The following is a 20,513-nucleotide window of genomic DNA, read 5'->3' on the forward strand; positions in this document are numbered from 1 at the left end:
AGACTCATGACTTCCTTCCCCTCGATACATTGGCAGGCACGGGCGCCACTGGGCGAGAACGCAGTGCAGTCCCTGCTGATTTCGGCGCTGCGGGGGCTGGCGGCCCTGCAGGTGGCGGCGTCGCACCTGCGCGCCGAAATCTATCCCGGCCTGCGCACGCTCGAAGACCCGACCCTGGCCTACCTGGGCCTGGCCTTCTTTACCGGCTTCGCGCACCAGGCCGTGATCGTGTTCTTCCTGATTAGCGGCTGGCTGGTGGGCGGCAGCCTGATGAACCGCTTCGGCAAGCCGCAGGCGCTGGCCCATTATGCGATCGACCGCTTCACGCGGCTGTGGACGGTCCTGGTCCCTACCCTGCTGCTGACCCTGGGCGTCGGCCTGCTGATCGGCGCCGCCACGCCCGGGCCGGTCGACTTCGACCCCGCCAACGAATTCTCGGCGGCCTCCTTTGCCGGCAACCTGTTCGGCCTGCAGACAGTCACCGTGCCCGACTATGGTGGCAATTATCCGCTGTGGAGCCTGGCGCATGAAACCTGGTACTACATCCAATTCCCCCTGCTGTTGCTGGCTATCGCCGGCACCGGCGTACTGCGCCGCGCGGCCGCGGCGGCCGCCCTGGTCCTGCTGCTCGCGACGCTGCGCGACATGATTTCGCTGTACTTCGCCATCTGGCTCCTGGGCGCCGCGTTCTCGCGCATCCGCATCGATTGCGGCAAGCTCTGCCGCGGTCTTCTGCTGGTGCTGACCCTGGCGCTGTTCGTCTATTACCGCCTGCGCGGCAACAACGACGACCTCGTGCCCGGCTCCTTCGTGCAAGACATCATGTGCAGCATTCCTTTCCTGTTCCTGCTGGCTTCGCTCCAGCAAGGGGTGGATGTCAAGGCGCCAGCCTACGTCCGGGCCAACCGGGTGGCGGTGTTCTTCTCGGAGTTCTCGTTCTCGCTCTACGTGCTCCACATCCCCGTCATCGAACTGATGCGCTACCTCGGGCGCCAGTTCCTGGGACGCGACCGCCTCGATCCTGCCGTCGCCACCGACTACCTGTGGTACTTCACAGTGCTCGGCACGATCGTGGTGGTTTCGTATGTGTTCTATCTGCTGTTCGAACGGCACACCATCCGGATCCGGAATGCGCTCAAGGGCTGGCTGCTGACGCCGCGGGCCAAGCCGGTGCAGGTGGTGCTGTCCCCGGACTGAAGGAGTTCGTCGGTGCAGAAGTGGCCAGCGCCCGGCCAGCAACCATGGTTGGTCGCCGGGCCACGATCTGCGCCTTGCCCGGCCGCGTTGCTGCCTGACGATGCGTAGCGCGGTCCTTCGAGGCCCTTGCGATTCCGGTCAGGTGGCCGGAAGGATACTTCCGTCTTCAATACCCGGCAGGATTCTCCAGCGCTCTCAAGCGCTCTGCCGATAGTCTCTGGAGACCGGCGGCTCGGAACGATAAGCCCGAGAACGGGACGGTCTCGAATCAGCGGTGCGTGTGCAGACGTAAGCATGGATGGTCGCTCATCCTCCGTCGAACCTCGGTCTCCATCACTCGGCGAGCGTCAGGACCGTGCACGCCGGCCCCGGCGACCGTTGACAGGCGAGCGCACTGTGGGCCGGCGATCCGTCCACATGCTTTTCTCACACCGGCATACTGCCCAACCCGGCAGGCCCGCTGCAAGGAGCCGGCCTGGCGCCACCTCTTGGCGGCCGCGCCAGCATGCAGGTGATGCGGTCTGGCTGAGCGACATGCGGTCACCTGTAAGTAGAGGACAGGTCGCAGCGTCGCGATCAATCACGCTGGCTGGGTTGGCAGGCAAAAATGTGCTGGGATGCCATGTCCGCATTCAGCGGAGAGATCGACGCGAGAGATCAATCGGTCGGATGTCTAAGACCAGGGCGCCACGAAGCACCGCCCCTTTGATGCAGGTGGCCAGGCACGTCGCACAGAAAGAGCGCTCCGCCGGCACAGCGCGAAGCGCACGCAAACACCATGCGTAACAGTGAGTTTTTTTACCGCCCGACAGTGATCACCGGCGCGTAGGAGCATCCAAGGCTCGGGTGTCGTCATACGGCCGACACGCCGGGCATCTTGCTCCCCCAAGGGCAGCAGCCGCGCTCCGGACTTCTGGCGGTGTCAGCGCCGGCCGCACCCAGGACACCCCGTTCGGCTGATGCGCTCCAGCTGCGCTGAGGCCCCTGTCTGACCTATTGGTGCCGGCGCTACCGAGGACTCCTCGTCTGGCCCACGTTGCCGGCACTGATCAGGCAACATAGGCCAGCTGCGGCCCACCGCCATACTGCGACCGATAATCGCCCAGCCTGAGCGCCATGTCGTTGAACAGCACTCCGCGCGGCGAGATCCCCGCGTGGTTCAGGCGCTTGATCGATTCGTTGATCTGTCCCTCGGTGGTCACCCCGGAGCGTGTCACCAGGAAGACGGCTCCCGCATGGGCGCCGATGATCAGGGCGTCGGCGACGGCGAGCAGCGGCGGCGGATCGATCAGCACCAGGTCGTACATGGGGCTGACGGTCTCGAGCAGGTTGCCGAAGTTCAGGTGCAGCAGGAACTCGGCCCGGTTGGAGGGCAGCTCGCCGGTCGGGATGAAATCGAGGCGCTCGAGCACATCGCGATGGATGACTTCGTCCACGGTAGCCCCGCCGGCGATCGCCCGCGACAGCCCCTTGCCCCGGTCGACGCCGAAGTAGCGGTGCAGGTGGCCGTTGCGCATGTCGGCGTCGATCAGGAGCACCCGCTTGCCGCTGGCCGCCATCACCGCTGCAAAGTTTGCGGCAATGAAGGACTTGCCGAGGTCGCGCGTCGGCCCGACCATCATGACCACGTTGTTCTTGAAGTGCGGCATCGAGAACTGCAAGGCGGCGCGGAAGCTGCGCAGGCTCTCGACTGCCGGATCCTCGGGCAGGATCTGCGCCAGCAGCGGCAGCACGCCCCCGGGCTTCGACTTGCGCATCAGCTTGTCCTGGTTGCCGCTGTGCGGAATCGAGGCGTACACGACCCGCGCGCGCAGCATGCGCTCGATCTTCTGCGGGTCGTCGATCCCGCCGCGCATGGCCTTGCGGGTAAAGGCGATCAGGGTGCCAAGGAACAGGCCGGTGACGACCGCCATCGCGACGATCAGGGGCCGGTTCGGCTTGATCGGTTTTTCCGGCGCGATCGGTGCATCCACCAGGCGCACATTGCTGACCCGCCCGACGGAAATCAGGCGCAGCTGCTGCGCCGTGTTCGACAGCGCCGTGTACAGGTCGGTGTTGACCTTGATGTCGCGGGTCAGGCGCGCCTCGTCCTGCTCCATCACAGGCAGGGTGCGGATGCGGCCGGCGATGGCTTCGATCTCGGCGTCGACCTCCTTGCGCTGGCGGTTGACGGCGGCCACCACCGGGTGGTCTTCGGTGAAGCGGGCCAGGAGTTCGGTCTTCTTCTGCATCAGTTCCATGCGGCGCGTGCGCGCCGCCGCGGCCTGGGTCAGGCTCATGCGGGCCTCCTCGCGCAGGTCGACGGTGCCGTGCGCATTGCGGAACTGGTTGTAGCGGTCTTCGGACTGCTCCAGCTGGCGCTTGAGGATGGGCAGCTGCTGGTTCAGGAAGGCCAGCGACTTCTCGGCTTCCTCGGTCTTGCGCGCCAGGTTCTGGCGCATGTACTCGCGCCCGATCTCGCTCAGCAGGCTGTTGATGCGCGCCGAGCTCTCCCCCTGCAGCTTGACTTCGATGACGCCGGACTGCTTGCCCTGCTCGGTGATCACCATCGAGCTCTGGATGGCCTGGATCGTGCCCAGGCGCGACTTGCGCTTGATGCGAAAGCGTGCGCCCGGATTGGCATACAGGCGGTCGACCTTGATTTCGAGCAGGCCGTCCGGCAGCGGGACCCGGTAGCGCTGGCCGACGGTGCCGTCGAAGGCCAGCCGTTGGCCGCCGCCCGAGAAGCGGTAGCGGTTGCCGGCGCGCGCGGTGAGCACGAATTCGCGGTTGAGCCAGGACTCGGGCACCTCGAACACCGACACGTCGGCCTTCTCGCCGCCCCACACGTAGCCGCCATAGCCGAACAGGCCCGGGTTGGACAGGTTGCCCGCGTTCTGGGTAGCGAACCAGAAGCCGGCCACGGGAAAGTACTTGGGCTGGACTTCGATGTAGAGCTGCAGGTTGTCGACCGCGCGCGAGACGACCATGCGCGAGCGCAGCAGCTCCATCTCGGCGATGGCCGCCTTCTTGGTTTCGAACAGGGACGAGGCCTCGCTCAGGATGTTCTTGGACGCGTTCGGGCTTTCTTCCTCGACGTGGATCATGAGGTTGGCCTCGTACACCGGCTTGGCCACCAGCGCGTACAGCACCGCCACCACGGTAATAAAGGCCGTGATGCTGCCGATCAGCCAGCGGCTGTCGTACAGCGTGTTGAAGTAGCCTTTCAGGTCGACCGTGGGTTCCTCCGGCAGGGGCTCCGGCGGCCGTGGATCGAAGGGCACCGACAGCACCGGTGGACTGTGCGCGATGTGGGTCAGCGGGTGGGCGTCGGCAGGATTGCTCATGGTGGCAGACCTCGCAGAGACGGTAGGCGAAAGCGGTGCTCAGGGACGGGTGGTGACGCCGACTGCGGAGGTCAACGCGCCCGGGAACAGCAGGCTCAGCTGCCGGTTCCAGTTGGCCAGCGGCGAGGCGGCTACGTAGACGACGTCCTTTGGCCGCAGCTCGAAGGATTCCGCCATCGCCAGCGCGCCGCTGACGCGGGCGTCGAGCTGGAACACGCGGGTGCGCTCGGGCGTCTTGCGCACCACGTAGATCTGGCGCGCGTCGCCGCTCAGGGGGCTCACGCCGCCGCTCTCGCCGAGCGCCTCGTTCAGGGTCAGGCGGCCGTTGTGCATCGTGAGGGCGCGCGGGGTGACCACTTCGCCGGACACGAACACCTTGCTTTCGTCGCGCGAGTGGACGCGCACCACGTCGCCGGGCGCCAGCAGCACGGTGCCCGGGTTGACGCCTTTCTGCACCAGGTCGCGCAGGTTGATCAGGTAGCGGCCGGGACCGCGCTCGATCATGATCCGGCTCTGGTCGGCGCTGGGCAGCATGCCGCCGGCGCGGTTCAGCGCTTCGACCAGGGTCATCGGAATGTCGTTGATGGCCTGCAGACCCGGCGCCTTGACCTCGCCGTCGATGTAGACCCGCTTGCTGCGGTAGGACTGCACGCGCAGGGTCAGGCTGGGATGGGCGATGTAGCGCGCCAGCTTCTTGGTGATCATGGCCCTGGCCTGCTCCTCGGTCAGCCCCTCGACCTGCAGCAGGCCGATCAGCGGGAACTGGATGCGGCCCTGGTGGTCGACCGCGAAGCCGGGCGGCACGGCAGTCGGCGGCAGCGTGCCGCTGTCGAAGGCGGCCGTGGCGGCCGTCATGCCGCTGCCGGCCAGCTCGGGGTGATCCCAGACGACGATCGACAGCACGTCGCCCTGGCCGATCGTGTAGGGAGCGGGATTGGGATTGATCAGGGGCGTGAGGTCTTGCCGGGCCTGCTCGGCCAGCGCGCGCCGCTCGCTCTCGATGAGCTGTTCGGTGATCTTCTCGGTAGGCGGGGCTTCGCCCTCGCCGTCCTTGCCGCCACCCGCAAACTGGATGCCGGTGGTGCAGGCCCCCAGCGCAGCGCAGAGGCCCAGGCTGCAGACCAGATTAACAGCGAGCCGCCGCCAAACGACTATTGCAACTGAACAAAAGGAAGCCATGATTGTTGCCTATCAAAAATAGACGCAGTTCTGGAACGGTTCAGTCCAGCGTACGGCGTCCATCAGGCTTGGCTTTGCAGCTGATCAAATAGCGGATGCGCGGCAGATCAGCGGATTTCCTCGAGTAATTTCAGGCCATCGGCGAAGCGCCAGACGCGCCGGATCTCGATGACGTCGAAGCGCGCCGCGACATTCGGCGGGAAGGCGGAATAGCGGGCATTGAGCTGCACGAAGCGGCGCACGGCGTCGTCCATGTCGGCGCGGCCGCTGGAACGCACGATGGTCACGTCGTCGACGCTGCCGTCGCTGCGCAGGGACAGGCTGACCAGCGGGTCGATCCGCACGTCTTGCAGCGAGAAGCGGGCGCCGCCCAGGATCGCGGTGCGCTCCAGTTTCTGGCGCACGCTGTCGACGTACAGGCGCAGCGGCACGTCGCGCTCGCCGCCGTCGGCCAGCACCCGGCGCGCATTGCTGGCGCTGTCTTCCGGCCGCGTGGGCGGCGGCGCCACGTTCGGAATGGTCAGGCCGCGCAGCAGCTCACGGGCGCGGCTCGCCATGGCGCCGCCCGGGATCGCGCCGCCCGGACGGTCGCCCGCGCCGCTTCCCGCGCCCGGTCCGCCGGGGCCCGGATTGCCATTGCCGGGTCCCGGTCGGGACTGCGCCGCCAGGCGTTCGGCGGCTGCGCGCCGTCCCGCCTCTTCGGCGCGCTCGCGCGCCTGCCGTTCGGACTGGGCGCGCTCCTCGGCCAGGCGGCGCGCTTCCTCTTGCGCCTGGCGCTGGAGCTGCTCTTCGGCGCGCTGGCGTTCGCGCGCCTGGGCCTGGCGGCGCTCGGCTTCCTCGAGCGCCAGCCGTTCAGCGGCCACCCGTTCCAGCTCGCGCTGCTGCTGCGCCTGGCGCGCCAGGACTTCCTCGCGTCCGCGCAGCTGCGCCAGGCGCTGCTGTTCGGCCTCGGCGCGGCGCCGCTGTTCCAGCTGCTGCTGGGCGATGAGCTGTTCAGCCTGGCGCTGTTCGGCCTGGCGCTGCTCGGCCAGCTGCCGTGCCTGCTCGACTGCCTGCTGTTGCGCCATGCGCTGCGCTTCCGCCTGCGCCGCCTGCTGCTGCGCCAAAGCTTCACGTGCGCGTTGCGCGTCCACTTCACGCTGGGCCGTGAGCCGCTCCTGCTCCTCGCGCAGCTGGCGCGCGTTCTCCTCCTTGCTACGCGCTTCCTCGGCGGCGGCCAGGCGCGCCGCTTCTTCCTGCTCAAGGCGTTGGGCGGCGGAGCTGCGCTCCGCCTCCTCGGCGCGGGCCGCGATCGCCATGTCCTCAGGCTGCGCTTTCTCCTCCGGTTCACCGCTGACGGTACTCGGGATGGCGCCTGGTTCGACTTCGGGCAGCGGCGGCGCCACCGCAAACGCGGCATCGGAGTCGGTCGATGCGATCAGGGGCGGCGCCACCGGCATGCGCAGCTTGCGGCGCGTGGGTCTCGCGGCGCGCTTCGGCGCCGGCGTGGCCTGCGCCAGTTTCGGTGGCTCGGGCGGACGCGGATCGACCAGGCGCAAGCCCGTGGCCGGCGCCACAGGCGACACCGGAAGCGGAGGCGGAGGCGTTGCGGCCAGGGGCGGCGTCGGCGTCGGAGGAAGCGCAGAAAGCGGAGGAAGCGGCTGCGGCGCAGGGGTCGGCGGCGACGCCAGCCTGACCTCGATCGGTCCGCCGGGACCGGCGTCGAACCCGGGGATGCCGAACTGCAGCGACAGCAGCAGGGCGTGCAGCAGCGCCGACACCGCGATGCCCGCAACGAGCCGCCGGTCGCGCTGGGCCAGGGAATCGTTCGGACTAGGATCGTGCGCTCGGGGCATGCCGTGGCTGATGCGAATATTGTCAGGCTGGCATCATAACGTTTACTCAGCAGTATGGCGAGGCGCGCACGATTGAAGCCGGCGTGCCCTCCCCGCTAGCGTTGGACCCGGGTGAACGAATACGTTTCGCCGTGCGCCAGGTAGACCACGTCCTTCTCGAGCCCCGCCGCCTTGACCTCGCGCGCGAAGTCCTCGAGCGGCGACTTGAACACGTCGTAGTCGTTATAGTGGATCGGCACGGTCTTCTTCGGACGCACGACCTGCATCATGCGCACGCCGTCCTTGCCATCCATCGTCACCTTCAGCACGCCGAGGATGCGGGTGCCGCCCAGGTGCAGCAGGGCCAGGTCGATGTTCGGGAAACGCTGCGGAATGGCGCGGATGTCGTCGTAGACCAGGGTGTCGCCGCTGATGTACATGCGGTAATCGGGGGCCGCGGCATCAGGCCCGAAATCGAGGATCGAGCCCATCACCTTGGGCAGCAGCACGGCCACGCCGGCCGGACCGTGGCGTCCTGGCGTGGCGGTGATGCGCAGGTTTGATGCGCCCTTGCTGACCTGCAGCTTGTCCCAGCTGCTCAGGCCAAAGGTGCGGGTAAACCCGAGGCGCTTGAGCCGCTCGCTGCCTTCCTTGGTGGTGACGATCGGCGTGGCGCGATTGAGCTTTTTCTCCACCAGCTGGTCGAAGTGGTCGCCGTGGAAGTGCGACAGCACGACCAGGTCGATCGGCGGCAGTTGCTCGAACTTGATGGCGGGGTTCGTCTTCCGTTCCGAAGTCAGGCCATAGCCGAGGTGCACGTGGTCGCCCTTGTGCAGGAAATTCGGGTCGGTCAGGATGGTGAAGCCCTGGTAGCGGATGATCACGGTCGCCGTGCCGATGAACTGGACCGTGCCCGTGTTCGCGTCCTGTGCCGGGGCCTCTGCCCCTGCCAGTTGCAGGGTGAAGGTCTCGCCCTGTGCCGGCGTGGCCGGAGCATCGGCGGCGCGCGCCGCGGGGACCATTGCGCAGGACAGCGCCATCAGGATGCAGAGGCAGGGCTGGAACAGTCGTGCTAAAGGCATGGGTGTCTCCGGGATCGTGCGCACCGGGTGCGGTGAGCGATGCCAGAACGTTAACACGGTAGCGCAGCGGGCGGCGTCCGCTTGCCTGAGGGATCGAATCAGCGTTTGCCGACCATGGCGGCCAGTTGCTGGCGCGCCTTTTGCCATTCGGTGCCGCTGAGAAGCGCCGTACATTGCGGACAGGGTTCGAAGGGATTGCAGTCGTGTTCGAGCGCGATGTAGTTGGCGCCGGTCACCAGTTTTCCCGCGTAGCTGTCGACGCGCCCCTTCGATGCCGCAGGCGCGGAAGCCGCACCATCGATCCCTTGAGCAGCCCACTTCGCGAAAGCCTCGGTGGCGACACCGTCCGGCACATACCAGCGGCGTTTGGTGGGATTCCAGCGGGCGCCGAGCGCCTTCGCCTCATCCTTTTCGGCATAGGGAACAGTCAGGAAAAGCATGCAGTCCTAGAGTCTCGTTCAAGAATGGTCAATCGCGTGGTGGCCTGCCCAGCTGGGTTCGAACCAGCGACCCTCAGCTTAGAAGGCTGATGCTCTATCCAACTGAGCTATGGGCAGATCGGACGGCGCGCCGTGTGGGTGCGCGCCGGAAATGAAACGGGCTGTCGAACGACAGCCCGCGGAGGAAGCTTTGGTCGGAGTACAAGGATTCGAACCTTGGACCCCCTGGTCCCAAACCAGGTGCGCTACCGGGCTGCGCTACACTCCGATCTGGGGCCGATGATACTCCCGCAGCCGGTGCGCGTCAAATCACGCAGCCAGCTTGTCCGCGATGCGGCGCGCCATGCTCTCGGCGATGTCGGCTTCCTTGGCCTCGACCATGACACGGATCAAGGGTTCAGTGCCGGAGGCGCGGATCAGCACGCGGCCGGACTCGCCCAGCTCGCGCTCGACCGCTTCTTTCTCGGCCACCAGGGCGCCGTCCTTGGTCCAGTCGAAGCCTGGATTGACGCGCTTGTTGATCAGGGTCTGCGGATACAGCTTCAGTTCGCTGCAGCATTCGGACAGAGATTGACCGCTGCGCTTGAGCGCCGACAGCACCTGCAGCGCCGAGACAATGCCGTCGCCGGTGGTGTGCTTGTCCAGCGCCAGCAGGTGGCCCGAGCTTTCGCCGCCGAACAGCCAGCCGCGCTCCTGCATCACTTCCAGCACGTAGCGGTCGCCGACCTTCGCGCGCGCAAAGCCCACGCCCATCTGCTTGAAGGCAACTTCCAGCGCCATATTGGTCATCAAGGTGCCCACCGCGCCGGCCACCGGGCCGGTCGACAGGCGGTCGCGCACCATCAGGTACAGCAGCTCGTCGCCGTTATAGACGCGCCCTGCTGCATCGACCATGATCAGGCGGTCGGCGTCGCCGTCCAGCGCGATGCCGAGGTCGGCCTTGTTGGCGACCACCGCTTCCGACAGCGCCTTCGGTGCGGTGGCGCCGACGCCGGCGTTGATGTTGAAGCCGTCCGGCGAAGCGCCGATCGAGACAACTTCGGCGCCCAGTTCATGGAACACGTGCGGGGCGATGTTATAGGCGGCGCCGTGGGCGCTGTCGACCACGATCTTCAGGCCGCGCAGGTCCAGTTCGTTCGGGAAGGTGCTCTTGCAGAATTCGATGTAGCGGCCCTGGGCATCGCGCAGGCGGGTCGCGCGGCCCAGCTTGTCGGACGGGACGCAGCCCATCGGCTGGTCGATGGCTTCTTCGATTTCGAGCTCGACAGCGTCCGGCAGCTTGGTGCCGTGTTGCGAGAAGAACTTGATGCCGTTGTCCTGGAAAGGATTGTGCGAGGCCGAGATCACCACGCCGGCCTGCAGGCGCAGCGCGCGGGTCAGGTAGGCGATGGCGGGGGTCGGCATGGGACCGGCCAGCATCGAGTCCACGCCGGCGGCCGAGAAACCCGCTTCCAGCGCGGCTTCCAGCATGTAGCCCGAGATACGGGTGTCCTTGCCGATCAGGACGACCGGACGGCCGCTGCTCGACTTGGCGCCCTTGGCCAGCACCCTGCCGGCTGCGTAGCCGAGGCGCATGACGAATTCCGGAGTAATCGGCGCCTCCCCTACCAGACCGCGAACACCATCCGTACCGAAATATTTGCGTGCCATTTTCTTCTCTTTCTTTCCGTAATTAAACGCCGGGCGTATTTTATCTGTAGTAATTATTTCACGTCGTCACGATTCATTCATGCGCGGCATGCCAAACCTTCAGCGCGTCGACGGTCTCTGCGACATCGTGCACCCGTACAATTCTAGCGCCATGCGCTACCGCAGCCAATGCGCCAGCAATACTGCCTGCAATACGTTGCTCCACCGGACGCCCGGTGACAGCACCGATCATCGACTTGCGCGACAGGCCGGCGAGCACTGGCAGGCCGACCGCATCGCGGATCCGGCCGAGCGCGCGCAGCAGCGCGTAGTTGTGCTCGACCGTCTTGCCGAAACCGAAGCCCGGGTCGATGCAGATGCGCTCGCGTGCGATGCCCGCGCGCACCAGGGTGTCCACCCGCTCGTTCAGGAAGTCGATCACCTCGCCCACCACGTCGACGTAGCTCGGGGCCTGCTGCATGGTCTGGGGCGTGGCCTGCATGTGCATCAGGCACAGGCCGCAATCGCTGTCGCGCACCGCCTCGATCGCGCCCGGCGCGCGGAAGCCGTTGATGTCGTTGATCATGTCGGCGCCGGCGATGATCGCCTCAACCATGACTTCCGGCTTGCAGGTGTCGACCGACAGCGCGCAATCGAGCGTGCGCAGCGCGTACAGGGTCGGCATCACGCGCGCCAGCTCTTCGGCCACCGGCACGCTGGGGGAGCCCGGGCGGGTTGATTCGCCGCCGATGTCGATCATGGTGGCGCCGTCGCGGATCATTTCCTCGGCGTGCGACAGGGCGAACTCGAGGCCCTGGTAGCGCCCGCCGTCGGAGAAGGAATCGGGTGTAACGTTCAGGATGCCCATCACGATGGGATGGGTGGAGGCTGGGCCGTCCAGCGCGAAGCTGTACTGGCCGCATTGCAGTTGCTTGGGCATGGGGAAAAACGGGGTAGCGAACGGGTTACGTAAACGAGCAAAAGGCATCCTGGGGATGCCTTTTGCTTGGGTGAATCAGCGAATCAAACTGCAGATCACGCCGGTGCGGTCGCGTTCGGCGCCACGCCACCGCCGCTGTCGCCCGGCGGGTTACGCTTGGTCAGCAGGCCGGTCTTCGGCTGGCGCGGCTCGCGGCCGGCCATGATGTCGTTGATCTGCTCGGAGTCGATGGTTTCCCAGTCGAGCAGCGCCTTGGTCATCATCTCGACCTTGTCGCGGTTTTCTTCGAGCAGGCGGCGCGCCAGGGCGTACTGCGTGTCGAGGATATTGCGGATCTCGGCGTCGACCTTCTGCTGCGTCGCTTCCGAGATGGTCTTGGTGGCGCCGCCAAAGAAGCCTTCGTTCTCGCTGTCTTCGTAGACCATCACGCCCATGCTCTCGGACATGCCGAAGCGGGTCACCATCGAACGGGCCAGCTTGGTGGCACGGGAGAAGTCGTTCGAGGCGCCGGTCGACATCTGGCCGACGAAGATCTCTTCGGCGATGCGGCCACCGAACAGGATCGAGATCTCTTCCAGCATCTTGTCCTTGTAGCCCGACAGGTTGTCGTGCTCCGGCAGCTGCCAGGTCAGGCCGAGGGCATAGCCGCGCGGCATGATCGTGACCTTGTGCACCGGGTCCGCCTTCGGCAGCAGCTTGGCGACCACCGCGTGGCCCGACTCGTGGTAGGCCGTGTTGCGGCGCTCTTCCTCGCGCATGACCATCGACTTGCGCTCCGGGCCCATGTAGATCTTGTCCTTGGCGTCTTCGAAGTCGATCATCTCGACCAGGCGCTTGCTGCGGCGCGCCGCGAACAGCGCTGCCTCGTTGACCAGGTTGGCCAGGTCGGCGCCCGAGAAGCCCGGGGTGCCGCGCGCCAGGATGTCGGCCTTGACGTCGGTACCGATTGGCACCTTGCGCATGTGCACGTTCAGGATCTGTTCGCGGCCGCGGATGTCCGGCAGGCCCACCATCACCTGGCGGTCGAAACGGCCCGGACGCAGCAGCGCCTTGTCCAGCACATCGGCACGGTTGGTGGCGGCGATGACGATCACGCCCGACTGCGCCTCGAAGCCGTCCATCTCGACCAGCAGCTGGTTCAGCGTCTGTTCGCGCTCGTCGTTACCGCCGCCCATGCCGGCGCCGCGATGGCGGCCGACCGCGTCGATCTCGTCGATGAAGATGATGCAGGGCGAGTGCTTCTTGGCGTTCTCGAACATGTCACGGACGCGCGATGCACCCACGCCGACGAACATCTCGACGAAGTCGGAACCCGAGATCGAGAAGAACGGTACTTTCGCTTCGCCGGCAATGGCGCGCGCCAGCAGGGTCTTACCGGTACCCGGAGGACCGACCATCAGCACGCCGCGCGGGATACGGCCGCCCAGCTTCTGGAATTTGGTCGGGTCTTTCAGGAAGTCGACGATTTCCGAGACTTCTTCCTTCGCTTCGTCGCAACCGGCGACGTCGGCGAAGGTGACGGTGTTATTGGTTTCATCGAGCATGCGCGCCTTCGACTTGCCGAAGGAGAAAGCGCCGCCCTTGCCGCCGCCCTGCATCTGGCGCATGAAGAACACCCACACGCCGATCAGGAGCAGCATCGGGAACCAGGAGATGAAGACCTGCTGCAGGAACGAAGGTTCCTCGGGCGGCTTCACGTCGAAGCGCACGCCGTTCTCGCGCAGGTCGCCGATCAGGCCGCGGTCGAGGATGGTCGCGGTGGCGCGGACCTTGCTATCGTCCTGGCGGGTCGCGGTAATGTTCGAGCCCTCGATCACGACGTCCTTGATGCGACGTGCCTTGACTTCGTCGAGAAGCTCGGAATATGCGATGGTCTTGCTGCCGCCGGCGACGCTGTGGTTGTCGAACTGCTTGAACAGCATGAACAACAGCAGCGCAACGACCACCCAGATGGCGGATTTGGAAAACATATTATTCACGAAAACTCCTCCGATGCGATCGCATCTCTACCGATTTCAGTATGACGATTTTAACCGCAATAAGCCGACGCCGCCACGCAACGTAAGCAATAGTGCCAAAATGCCATTTTTCTACGTACTGCCGGGCTCGCAACCGTTTGCGCAGCCAGCCTCACGCGGCTGATGTGCGGTTGCCGCGCCGAATATCAAGGGCAAAACGCATTCCAAATGCGGATTTCACGCTGCTGGATTCTTCAGACCGCGCCCAAGCAGGAAAATTTCAGACGATTTGTCCCGGCTTGCCTTTGGTTTGACCTGTTTGACCGTCTTGAATTCATCCCGGAATTTCTCCAGTATCTGAGTAAATCCCATATCTTTAAAGCACTTCACCAGCAATGCGCCACCCGGTTTCATGTGCATTTGAGAAAACTCAATGGCGAGGTCGATCAGGTGTTCCATTCGCGCCGCATCGGCGGTTGGAATACCGGACAGGTTGGGCGCCATGTCGGACAGGACCAGGTCGGCCTTGCGGCCCTGCAGCAGCTCGTCGAGCTGCCCCAGGACTTCCTCTTCGCGAAAATCGCCCTGGATGTACTGGACGTCGGCAATCGGCTCCATCGGCAGCATGTCGAGGCCGATGATGGTGCCGTTGATGCCGCCGCCATCAGCGCCGGCCAGCTTGCGCCGGGTGTACTGGGCCCAGCTGCCGGGGGTGCAACCGAGGTCGACGATGACCTGGCCCGGCTTGATCAGTTTCTCGCCCTCGTCGATTTCCTTGAGCTTGTAGGCGGCGCGGGCGCGAAAGCCCTCTTTCTGGGCCAGTTTGACGTAGGGGTCGTTAATATGGTCGTGCAACCAGTTTTTGTTTAATTTGTTCTTGGCCATTCGCGTAGAATACTGCTTTTAAAGGTACTTCCCAAAAAATTATTATGCTTAAACTCACTCCGGCCGAGCGCAGCGCTCTGCGCGCCGAGGCCCACGGACTCAACCCAGTCGTCATGATCGGCGAATCCGGCCTGACCGAATCGGTCATGAAGGAAATCGCTTCGAGCCTGGACGCGCACGGCCTGATCAAGGTACGCGTGTTCGGCGACGACCGCGAAGCCCGCATCGAGATGTATGAACAGATCTGCGAGCAACTGGACGCGGCGCCGGTCCAGCACATCGGCAAGCTGCTGGTGCTCTACCGTCCGAAGAAGGAAGCCGTCAAGGAACGCAGCAGCAAGAGCGGCAAGGGCATGCGCGAAGTTACCATCGTCAAGGCCAGCGCCAGCGGCACCAAGAAGCCGAGCGTCACCAAGGTCATGCTGAAGGGGAACGAACGCGTCACCGCGGGCGGCAACATCAAGCGCGCCAAGCCGCGCCAGACTTCGACCAAGAAGAATTCGCTGAACAAGTGATGGCACGCGCCGAGCGAAAACCGGGGAAACCCGGTTTTTTTTCGCCTGCCGAATCGAGCATCAGCCTTCTAAGCTGAGGCTCTCCGGTTAACGGCTTTTCAGAACGAGGATCGCGGCCAGAATACTTTCCACCACGTGGAACAGCTGCGACACTCCATGCATGACGGCGAATTGCGTCCAATACGGCGACGCCCTCACCCCGCCCGGCCCGGCCAGTTCGCGCATCTGCGCCATGGCCGGCTGCAGGCCGATCCACATCACCAACGCACAGGCCAGCATGGCCAGCACCAGCAGGTTCAGGGAACGGCGCCGTCCCGCATCAAGGTCGGGCGAGAGGCGCACCAGTGCCAGCATGACCGCAGCGCTGGCGATCGATACCCACCCAAGGCGATGCAGCAGCACCGCCACGACATCGCCAGCAACAAGGCTCGGCACCGCCGCAAACACCGCGGGCGCCGCGATATAGCCGAGCACCCACAGCGTTCCCGCCCACAGCACCGCCACCAACAGCCTTGCGGCCGCCAGGCGCGATGCCGAGCGCGAGGAGCTGTCCGCCATCAGACGTAGCGGACTTCGAGGATTTCGTATTCGCGCGGACCCGACGGAGCCTGCACTTCCACCACGTCGCCGGCGTACTTGCCGATCAGGGCGCGGGCGATCGGCGAGGTCACCGACACCTTGTTCAGCTTCAGGTCGGCTTCGTCGATGCCGACGATCTGGTAGCTCACCTTCTGGCCGCTTTCCAGGTCTTCCAGGTCGACGGTCGAGGCGAAGACGACGCGGCCTTCCGCATCCAGCGTGGCCGGGTCGATGATCTGGGCAGCGCTCAGCTTGCTTTCCAGCTCGGCGATGCGCCCTTCGACGAAGGCCTGGCGCTCTTTTGCGGCATCGTACTCGGCATTCTCGGACAGGTCGCCGTGCGAACGCGCCTCGGCGATGGCGTCGATGACGACACGGCGCTCCTTGGTCTTGAGCTGGTGCAGCTCTTCCTTCAGGAGTTCGGCGCCGTATTTGGTCAGTGGTACGGTAGTGTTCATGTCGCTCTATGCTGTTCGTGATTGGAGGTACCAAGTGAAAACCACAGAGGCGCGCGACGCTAGCCGCGCGAGCTCTGTGGTTCTTGGTACTACTTGCTGCTTAGTTTAAGGTTTTATGGAGACCTTGTAAATCATAGACGCGCAGCTCGTCCAGATGGCGCATGCCTTCGATCGCGGCTTCGGCGCCGGCGATGGTGGTGTAGGTCACCACGCGCGACTGCAGGGCCGAGGTACGGATGGTGCGCGAGTCGGTGATCGCCGAACGCTTCTCTTCCACGGTGTTGATCACCATGACGATCTCGCGGTTCTTGATCATGTCGACCACGTGCGGACGGCCTTCCAGCACCTTGTTCACCTGGCGCACCGGCAGGCCGGCCGCTTCGATGACGGCGGCGGTGCCCTTGGTGGCCACCAGCGAGAAGCCCAGCGCCACCAGTTCGCGCGCCACGGCGACGGCGCGCGGCTTGTCCGTGCCCTTCACCGACAGGAACACCGTGCCCTTGGTCGGCAGGATGATGCCGGCCGCCAGCTGCGACTTCACGAAGGCTTCGCCGAAGGTTTCGCCCACGCCCATCACCTCGCCGGTCGATTTCATCTCCGGTCCCAGGATGGTGTCGACGCCCGGGAACTTCACGAACGGGAACACGACTTCCTTGACGCTGTAGAACGGCGGCGTCACTTCCTTCGTGATGCCCTGGCTGGCCAGGGTCTGGCCGACCATGCAGCGCGCTGCGATCTTGGCCAGTTGCAGGCCGGTTGCCTTCGAGACGAAAGGCACGGTACGCGAGGCGCGCGGGTTCACTTCCAGCACGTAGACGGTATCGACGGTCTTGCCGTCCACTTCCGACTGCTGGATCGCGAACTGCACGTTCATCAGGCCGACCACGTTCAGGGCCTTGGCCATCAGCGAGGTCTGGTGCTTGAGCTCATCGATGGTCTCCGGCGACAGCGAGTACGGCGGCAGCGAGCAGGCCGAGTCGCCCGAGTGCACGCCAGCCTGTTCGATGTGCTCCATCACGCCGCCGATGAAGGTGGCTTCACCGTCCGAGATGCAGTCGACGTCGACTTCGATGGCGTCGTTCAGGAAGCGGTCCAGCAGCACCGGCGAATCGTTCGAGACCTTGACCGCTTCGCGCATGTAGCGCTCGAGGTCGCGCTGCTCGTGGACGATCTCCATCGCGCGGCCGCCCAGCACGTAGGACGGGCGCACCACCAGCGGGTAGCCGATTTCGTCGGCCAGCGCCAGCGCGTCGGCTTCGGTGCGCGCGGTGCGGTTCGGCGGCTGGCGCAGGCCGAGCTTCTGCAGCAGCTGCTGGAAGCGCTCGCGGTCTTCGGCGGCGTCGATCATGTCCGGCGAGGTGCCGATGATCGGCACGCCGTTGGCTTCCAGGTCCAGCGCGAGCTTCAGCGGGGTCTGGCCGCCGTACTGCACGATCACGCCTACCGGCTTTTCCAGGTCGACGATTTCCAGCACGTCTTCCAGGGTCAGCGATTCGAAGTACAGGCGGTCCGAGGTGTCGTAGTCGGTCGACACGGTCTCGGGGTTGCAGTTGACCATGATGGTCTCGTAGCCGTCGTCGCGCATGGCGAGGGCCGCGTGCACGCAGCAGTAGTCGAACTCGATGCCCTGGCCGATACGGTTCGGGCCACCGCCCAGCACCATGATCTTCTTCTTGTCGGTCGGGTTGGACTCGCACTCCTCGTCGTAGGTCGAGTACATGTAAGCAGTATTCGTCGCGAACTCGGCGGCGCAGGTATCGACGCGCTTGTACACCGGACGGATGCCCAGCGCATGGCGGCGCTCGCGCACGGCCTGTGGCGTGGTCTGCATCAGGAAGGCCAGGCGGCGGTCCGAGAAGCCCTTCTGCTTGAGCTTGTAGAGCAGCGGCTTGTCCAGGCTTTCCAGCTTCTGGTGATCCAGCCACAGTTCGATGTCGACGATCTCCTTGATCTGCACCAGGAACCACGGATCGATCTTGGTGAGGTTGTGCACCTCTTCCAGCGTGAAGCCCTGGGCGAATGCGTCCCCCACGTACCAGATGCGCTCCGGACCCGGCTCGCCCAGTTCCTCTTCGATCTTCTCGCGGTCGCGGGTCTTCTCGTTCAGGCCATCGACGCCCACTTCCAGGCCGCGCAGGGCCTTCTGGAAGGACTCCTGGAAGGTGCGACCCATGGCCATCACCTCGCCCACCGATTTCATCTGGGTGGTCAGGTGCTTGTCCGCGGTCGGGAATTTTTCGAAGGTGAAGCGCGGGATCTTGGTGACCACGTAGTCGATCGAGGGCTCGAACGAGGCCGGGGTGGCGCCGCCGGTGATCTCGTTGCGCAGCTCATCCAGCGTGAAGCCGACCGCCAGTTTCGCCGCAACTTTAGCAATGGGGAAGCCGGTGGCTTTCGAGGCCAGCGCCGAGGAACGCGACACGCGCGGGTTCATCTCGATGACGATCATGCGGCCGTCCTTCGGGTTGATCGCGAACTGCACGTTCGAGCCGCCGGTGTCGACGCCGATCTCGCGCAGGACGTTGATCGACGCGTTGCGCATGATCTGGTATTCCTTGTCGGTCAGCGTCTGCGCCGGCGCGACGGTGATCGAGTCGCCGGTATGGACGCCCATCGGATCCAGGTTCTCGATCGAGCAGATGATGATGCAGTTGTCCTTCTTGTCGCGGACGACTTCCATCTCGTACTCTTTCCAGCCGAGCAGCGACTCTTCGATCAGCAGCTCGCTGGTGGGCGAGGCTTCCAGGCCGCGCTTGCAGATTGCTTCGAATTCCTCTTCGTTGTAGGCGATGCCGCCGCCGCTGCCGCCCATGGTGAAGGACGGACGGATGATGGTCGGGAAGCCCAGCTCGCGCTGCACCTCACGCGCCTCGTCCATCGAATGCGCCACCCCCGAGCGTGCCGAACCGAGGCCGATCTTGGTCATCGCGTCCTTGAACTTGGAACGGTCCTCTGCCTTGTCGATCGCTTCCGGAGTCGCGCCGATCAGCTCGACCTTGTACTTTTCCAGCACGCCGTTGTGGTGCAGGTCGAGCGCGCAGTTCAGCGCGGTCTGGCCGCCCATGGTCGGCAGGATCGCGTCCGGACGTTCCTTGTCGATGATGCGCTCGACGACCTTCCAGGTGATCGGCTCGATGTAGGTGACGTCGGCCGTTTCCGGGTCGGTCATGATGGTCGCCGGGTTCGAATTGACCAGGATGACCTTGTAGCCTTCTTCGCGCAGGGCCTTGCAGGCCTGGGCGCCCGAGTAGTCGAATTCGACGGCCTGGCCGATGACGATCGGGCCCGCGCCGATGATCAGGATGCTTTTGATATCACTACGTTTTGGCATTTATTTCTTCTCCGCGGCTTGCATCATGTTGATGAAGCGGTCAAACAGGTAGGCGACGTCGGTCGGGCCGGGCGAGGCTTCCGGGTGGCCCTGGAAGCAGAAGGCCGGCTTGTCGGTACGCTCGAAGCCCTGCAGCGAGCCGTCGAACAGCGACACGTGGGTGACGCGGCAGTTGGCGGGCAAGGTCTCCGGGTCGACCGCGAAACCGTGGTTCTGCGAGGTGATCAGGACCTTCTTCGAATCGAGGTCCTGCACCGGGTGGTTGGCGCCGTGGTGGCCGAACTTCATCTTCATGGTCTTGGCGCCGGAAGCCAGCGCCATGATCTGGTGGCCGAGGCAGATGCCGAAGGTCGGAATGCCCTTCTCGATCAGCTCGCTGCTGGCCTTGATGGCGTAGTCGCAGGGTTCCGGGTCGCCCGGGCCGTTGGCCAGGAAGATGCCGTCCGGATTCAGCGCCAGCGCGTCGGCGGCCGTCGCTTGGGCCGGCAGCACGGTCACCTTGCAGCCGCGCTCGGCCAGCATGCGCAGGATGTTGCGCTTGACGCCGTAATCAAAAGCGACCACGTGGTATTGCGGATTGTCCTGCTTGCCGAAGCCTTCGCCGAGCTTCCACTCGGTCTCGGTGAACACGTACGGCTCTTTCACCGACACCACCTTGGCCAGGTCCATGCCGGCCAGGCCCGGGAAGGAACGCGCCAGTTCCAGCGCCTGCGCCTCCAGCGGCTCCTTGCCCTGGATGCCGGTCAGGATGGCGCCGGCCTGCGCGCCCTTCTCGCGCAGGATGCGGGTCAGCTTGCGGGTGTCGATGCCGGCGATGGCGACCACGTTTTCCTGCTTCAGGTAGTCCGACAGCGATTGGGTGGAACGGAAATTCGATGCCAGCAGCGGCAGGTCACGGATGATCAGGCCGGCGGCGTGGACCTTCGAGGCCTCGACGTCGGCGGCATTCACGCCGTAGTTGCCGATGTGCGGGTACGTCAGGGTAACGATCTGACGCGAATAGCTGGGGTCGGTGAGGATTTCCTGGTAGCCCGTGATCGCGGTATTGAAGACCACTTCACCGGTCGTGTGGCCGGTGGCACCAATGGAATAGCCTTTGAAAATCGTTCCGTCTGCGAGGGCCAGGATGGCCGGGACGGCTGGGCCAGAAAAAAATGGCGGCAAGGGTAACTCCCAATAA

15 protein-coding genes and 2 tRNA genes are annotated in these 20,513 nt (G+C 65.0%); 2 read left to right on the forward strand and 15 right to left on the reverse strand.

Annotation, left to right across the window (positions count from 1 at the left end; genetic code table 11):
* Window positions 1-6: 6 nt before the first annotated feature.
* On the forward strand, window positions 7-1,197 hold the full coding sequence (locus LK542_RS11280; RefSeq protein ID WP_227811983.1) for an acyltransferase: 1,191 nt from the start codon (window positions 7-9) through the stop codon (window positions 1,195-1,197).
* 1,049 nt (window positions 1,198-2,246) lie between these two features.
* On the opposite strand, the gene LK542_RS11285 is transcribed toward LK542_RS11280, so the two are convergent.
* The 11 genes from LK542_RS11285 to LK542_RS11335 all read right to left on the reverse strand — a co-directional run bounded on the left by LK542_RS11285 (window position 2,247) and on the right by LK542_RS11335 (window position 14,450).
* Window positions 2,247-4,523, reverse strand: coding sequence for a polysaccharide biosynthesis tyrosine autokinase (locus tag LK542_RS11285; protein ID WP_227811984.1), 2,277 nt, complete (start codon window positions 4,521-4,523; stop codon window positions 2,247-2,249).
* Between the two features lie 39 nt (window positions 4,524-4,562).
* A complete protein-coding gene (locus tag LK542_RS11290; protein WP_227811985.1) occupies window positions 4,563-5,702 on the reverse strand; it encodes a polysaccharide biosynthesis/export family protein in 1,140 nt (379 codons plus the stop codon).
* Window positions 5,703-5,809: 107 nt separating this feature from the next.
* Window positions 5,810-7,537 (reverse strand): energy transducer TonB, encoded by a 1,728-nt coding sequence (locus LK542_RS11295; protein ID WP_227811986.1) that lies wholly within the window; start codon window positions 7,535-7,537, stop codon window positions 5,810-5,812.
* A gap of 95 nt (window positions 7,538-7,632) precedes the next feature.
* Window positions 7,633-8,598: an MBL fold metallo-hydrolase gene (locus LK542_RS11300; RefSeq protein WP_227800922.1), complete on the reverse strand. Its 966-nt coding sequence runs from the start codon at window positions 8,596-8,598 to the stop codon at window positions 7,633-7,635.
* A gap of 98 nt (window positions 8,599-8,696) precedes the next feature.
* Window positions 8,697-9,038, reverse strand: coding sequence for a DUF5710 domain-containing protein (locus LK542_RS11305; protein WP_227811987.1), 342 nt, complete (start codon window positions 9,036-9,038; stop codon window positions 8,697-8,699).
* A gap of 40 nt (window positions 9,039-9,078) precedes the next feature.
* Window positions 9,079-9,155: transfer RNA gene (locus LK542_RS11310), tRNA-Arg, on the reverse strand.
* A 74-nt stretch (window positions 9,156-9,229) separates the two neighbouring features.
* Window positions 9,230-9,306: transfer RNA gene (locus LK542_RS11315), tRNA-Pro, on the reverse strand.
* 41 nt (window positions 9,307-9,347) lie between these two features.
* Window positions 9,348-10,688, reverse strand: coding sequence for a phosphoglucosamine mutase (gene glmM / locus LK542_RS11320; protein WP_227811988.1), 1,341 nt, complete (start codon window positions 10,686-10,688; stop codon window positions 9,348-9,350).
* 73 nt (window positions 10,689-10,761) lie between these two features.
* A complete protein-coding gene (gene folP, locus LK542_RS11325) occupies window positions 10,762-11,607 on the reverse strand; it encodes a dihydropteroate synthase (protein WP_227811989.1) in 846 nt (281 codons plus the stop codon).
* 95 nt (window positions 11,608-11,702) lie between these two features.
* Window positions 11,703-13,586, reverse strand: coding sequence for an ATP-dependent zinc metalloprotease FtsH (gene ftsH / locus LK542_RS11330; protein ID WP_227800918.1), 1,884 nt, complete (start codon window positions 13,584-13,586; stop codon window positions 11,703-11,705).
* Between the two features lie 216 nt (window positions 13,587-13,802).
* The gene (locus tag LK542_RS11335; protein WP_227800917.1) at window positions 13,803-14,450 is read right to left on the reverse strand and encodes an RlmE family RNA methyltransferase; all 648 of its coding nucleotides are present in this window, start codon (window positions 14,448-14,450) and stop codon (window positions 13,803-13,805) included.
* Between the two features lie 44 nt (window positions 14,451-14,494).
* Between LK542_RS11335 and yhbY the strand changes: the two genes are divergently transcribed.
* A complete protein-coding gene (gene yhbY, locus LK542_RS11340) occupies window positions 14,495-14,965 on the forward strand; it encodes a ribosome assembly RNA-binding protein YhbY (protein WP_227800916.1) in 471 nt (156 codons plus the stop codon).
* Window positions 14,966-15,052: 87 nt separating this feature from the next.
* On the opposite strand, the gene LK542_RS11345 is transcribed toward yhbY, so the two are convergent.
* From LK542_RS11345 to carA, 4 genes are all read right to left on the reverse strand, one after another.
* A complete protein-coding gene (locus tag LK542_RS11345) occupies window positions 15,053-15,523 on the reverse strand; it encodes a DUF4149 domain-containing protein (RefSeq protein ID WP_227811990.1) in 471 nt (156 codons plus the stop codon).
* Complete coding sequence (gene greA / locus LK542_RS11350) at window positions 15,523-16,002, reverse strand: transcription elongation factor GreA (protein ID WP_227800914.1); 480 nt, start codon at window positions 16,000-16,002, stop codon at window positions 15,523-15,525. Before greA ends, LK542_RS11345 begins: the two co-directional genes overlap by 1 nt.
* Before the next feature lie 100 nt (window positions 16,003-16,102).
* The gene (gene carB / locus LK542_RS11355) at window positions 16,103-19,333 is read right to left on the reverse strand and encodes a carbamoyl-phosphate synthase large subunit (protein ID WP_227800913.1); all 3,231 of its coding nucleotides are present in this window, start codon (window positions 19,331-19,333) and stop codon (window positions 16,103-16,105) included.
* Window positions 19,334-20,497 carry a glutamine-hydrolyzing carbamoyl-phosphate synthase small subunit gene (gene carA, locus LK542_RS11360; protein ID WP_227800912.1) on the reverse strand — a complete coding sequence of 388 codons (1,164 nt, stop codon included), beginning with the start codon at window positions 20,495-20,497 and terminating at the stop codon, window positions 19,334-19,336.
* Between the last annotated feature and the right edge of the window lie 16 nt (window positions 20,498-20,513).

Origin of the sequence: Massilia sp. IC2-477, from assembly GCF_020707265.1 — a bacterium.
Classification (GTDB): Bacteria; Pseudomonadota; Gammaproteobacteria; order Burkholderiales; family Burkholderiaceae_D; genus Telluria.

What these genes read in the sequence shown, in the direction of transcription:
- LK542_RS11280 (WP_227811983.1), top strand. Translation starts at nt 7, where the DNA reads ATGACTTCCTTCCCCTCGATACATTGGCAGGCACGGGCGCCACTGGGC.
- LK542_RS11285 (WP_227811984.1), bottom strand. Translation starts at nt 4,523, where the DNA reads ATGAGCAATCCTGCCGACGCCCACCCGCTGACCCACATCGCGCACAGT.
- LK542_RS11290 (WP_227811985.1), bottom strand. Translation starts at nt 5,702, where the DNA reads ATGGCTTCCTTTTGTTCAGTTGCAATAGTCGTTTGGCGGCGGCTCGCT.
- LK542_RS11295 (WP_227811986.1), bottom strand. Translation starts at nt 7,537, where the DNA reads ATGCCCCGAGCGCACGATCCTAGTCCGAACGATTCCCTGGCCCAGCGC.
- LK542_RS11300 (WP_227800922.1), bottom strand. Translation starts at nt 8,598, where the DNA reads ATGCCTTTAGCACGACTGTTCCAGCCCTGCCTCTGCATCCTGATGGCG.
- LK542_RS11305 (WP_227811987.1), bottom strand. Translation starts at nt 9,038, where the DNA reads ATGCTTTTCCTGACTGTTCCCTATGCCGAAAAGGATGAGGCGAAGGCG.
- glmM (WP_227811988.1), bottom strand. Translation starts at nt 10,688, where the DNA reads ATGGCACGCAAATATTTCGGTACGGATGGTGTTCGCGGTCTGGTAGGG.
- folP (WP_227811989.1), bottom strand. Translation starts at nt 11,607, where the DNA reads ATGCCCAAGCAACTGCAATGCGGCCAGTACAGCTTCGCGCTGGACGGC.
- LK542_RS11335 (WP_227800917.1), bottom strand. Translation starts at nt 14,450, where the DNA reads ATGGCCAAGAACAAATTAAACAAAAACTGGTTGCACGACCATATTAAC.
- yhbY (WP_227800916.1), top strand. Translation starts at nt 14,495, where the DNA reads ATGCTTAAACTCACTCCGGCCGAGCGCAGCGCTCTGCGCGCCGAGGCC.
- LK542_RS11345 (WP_227811990.1), bottom strand. Translation starts at nt 15,523, where the DNA reads ATGGCGGACAGCTCCTCGCGCTCGGCATCGCGCCTGGCGGCCGCAAGG.
- greA (WP_227800914.1), bottom strand. Translation starts at nt 16,002, where the DNA reads ATGAACACTACCGTACCACTGACCAAATACGGCGCCGAACTCCTGAAG.
- carB (WP_227800913.1), bottom strand. Translation starts at nt 19,333, where the DNA reads ATGCCAAAACGTAGTGATATCAAAAGCATCCTGATCATCGGCGCGGGC.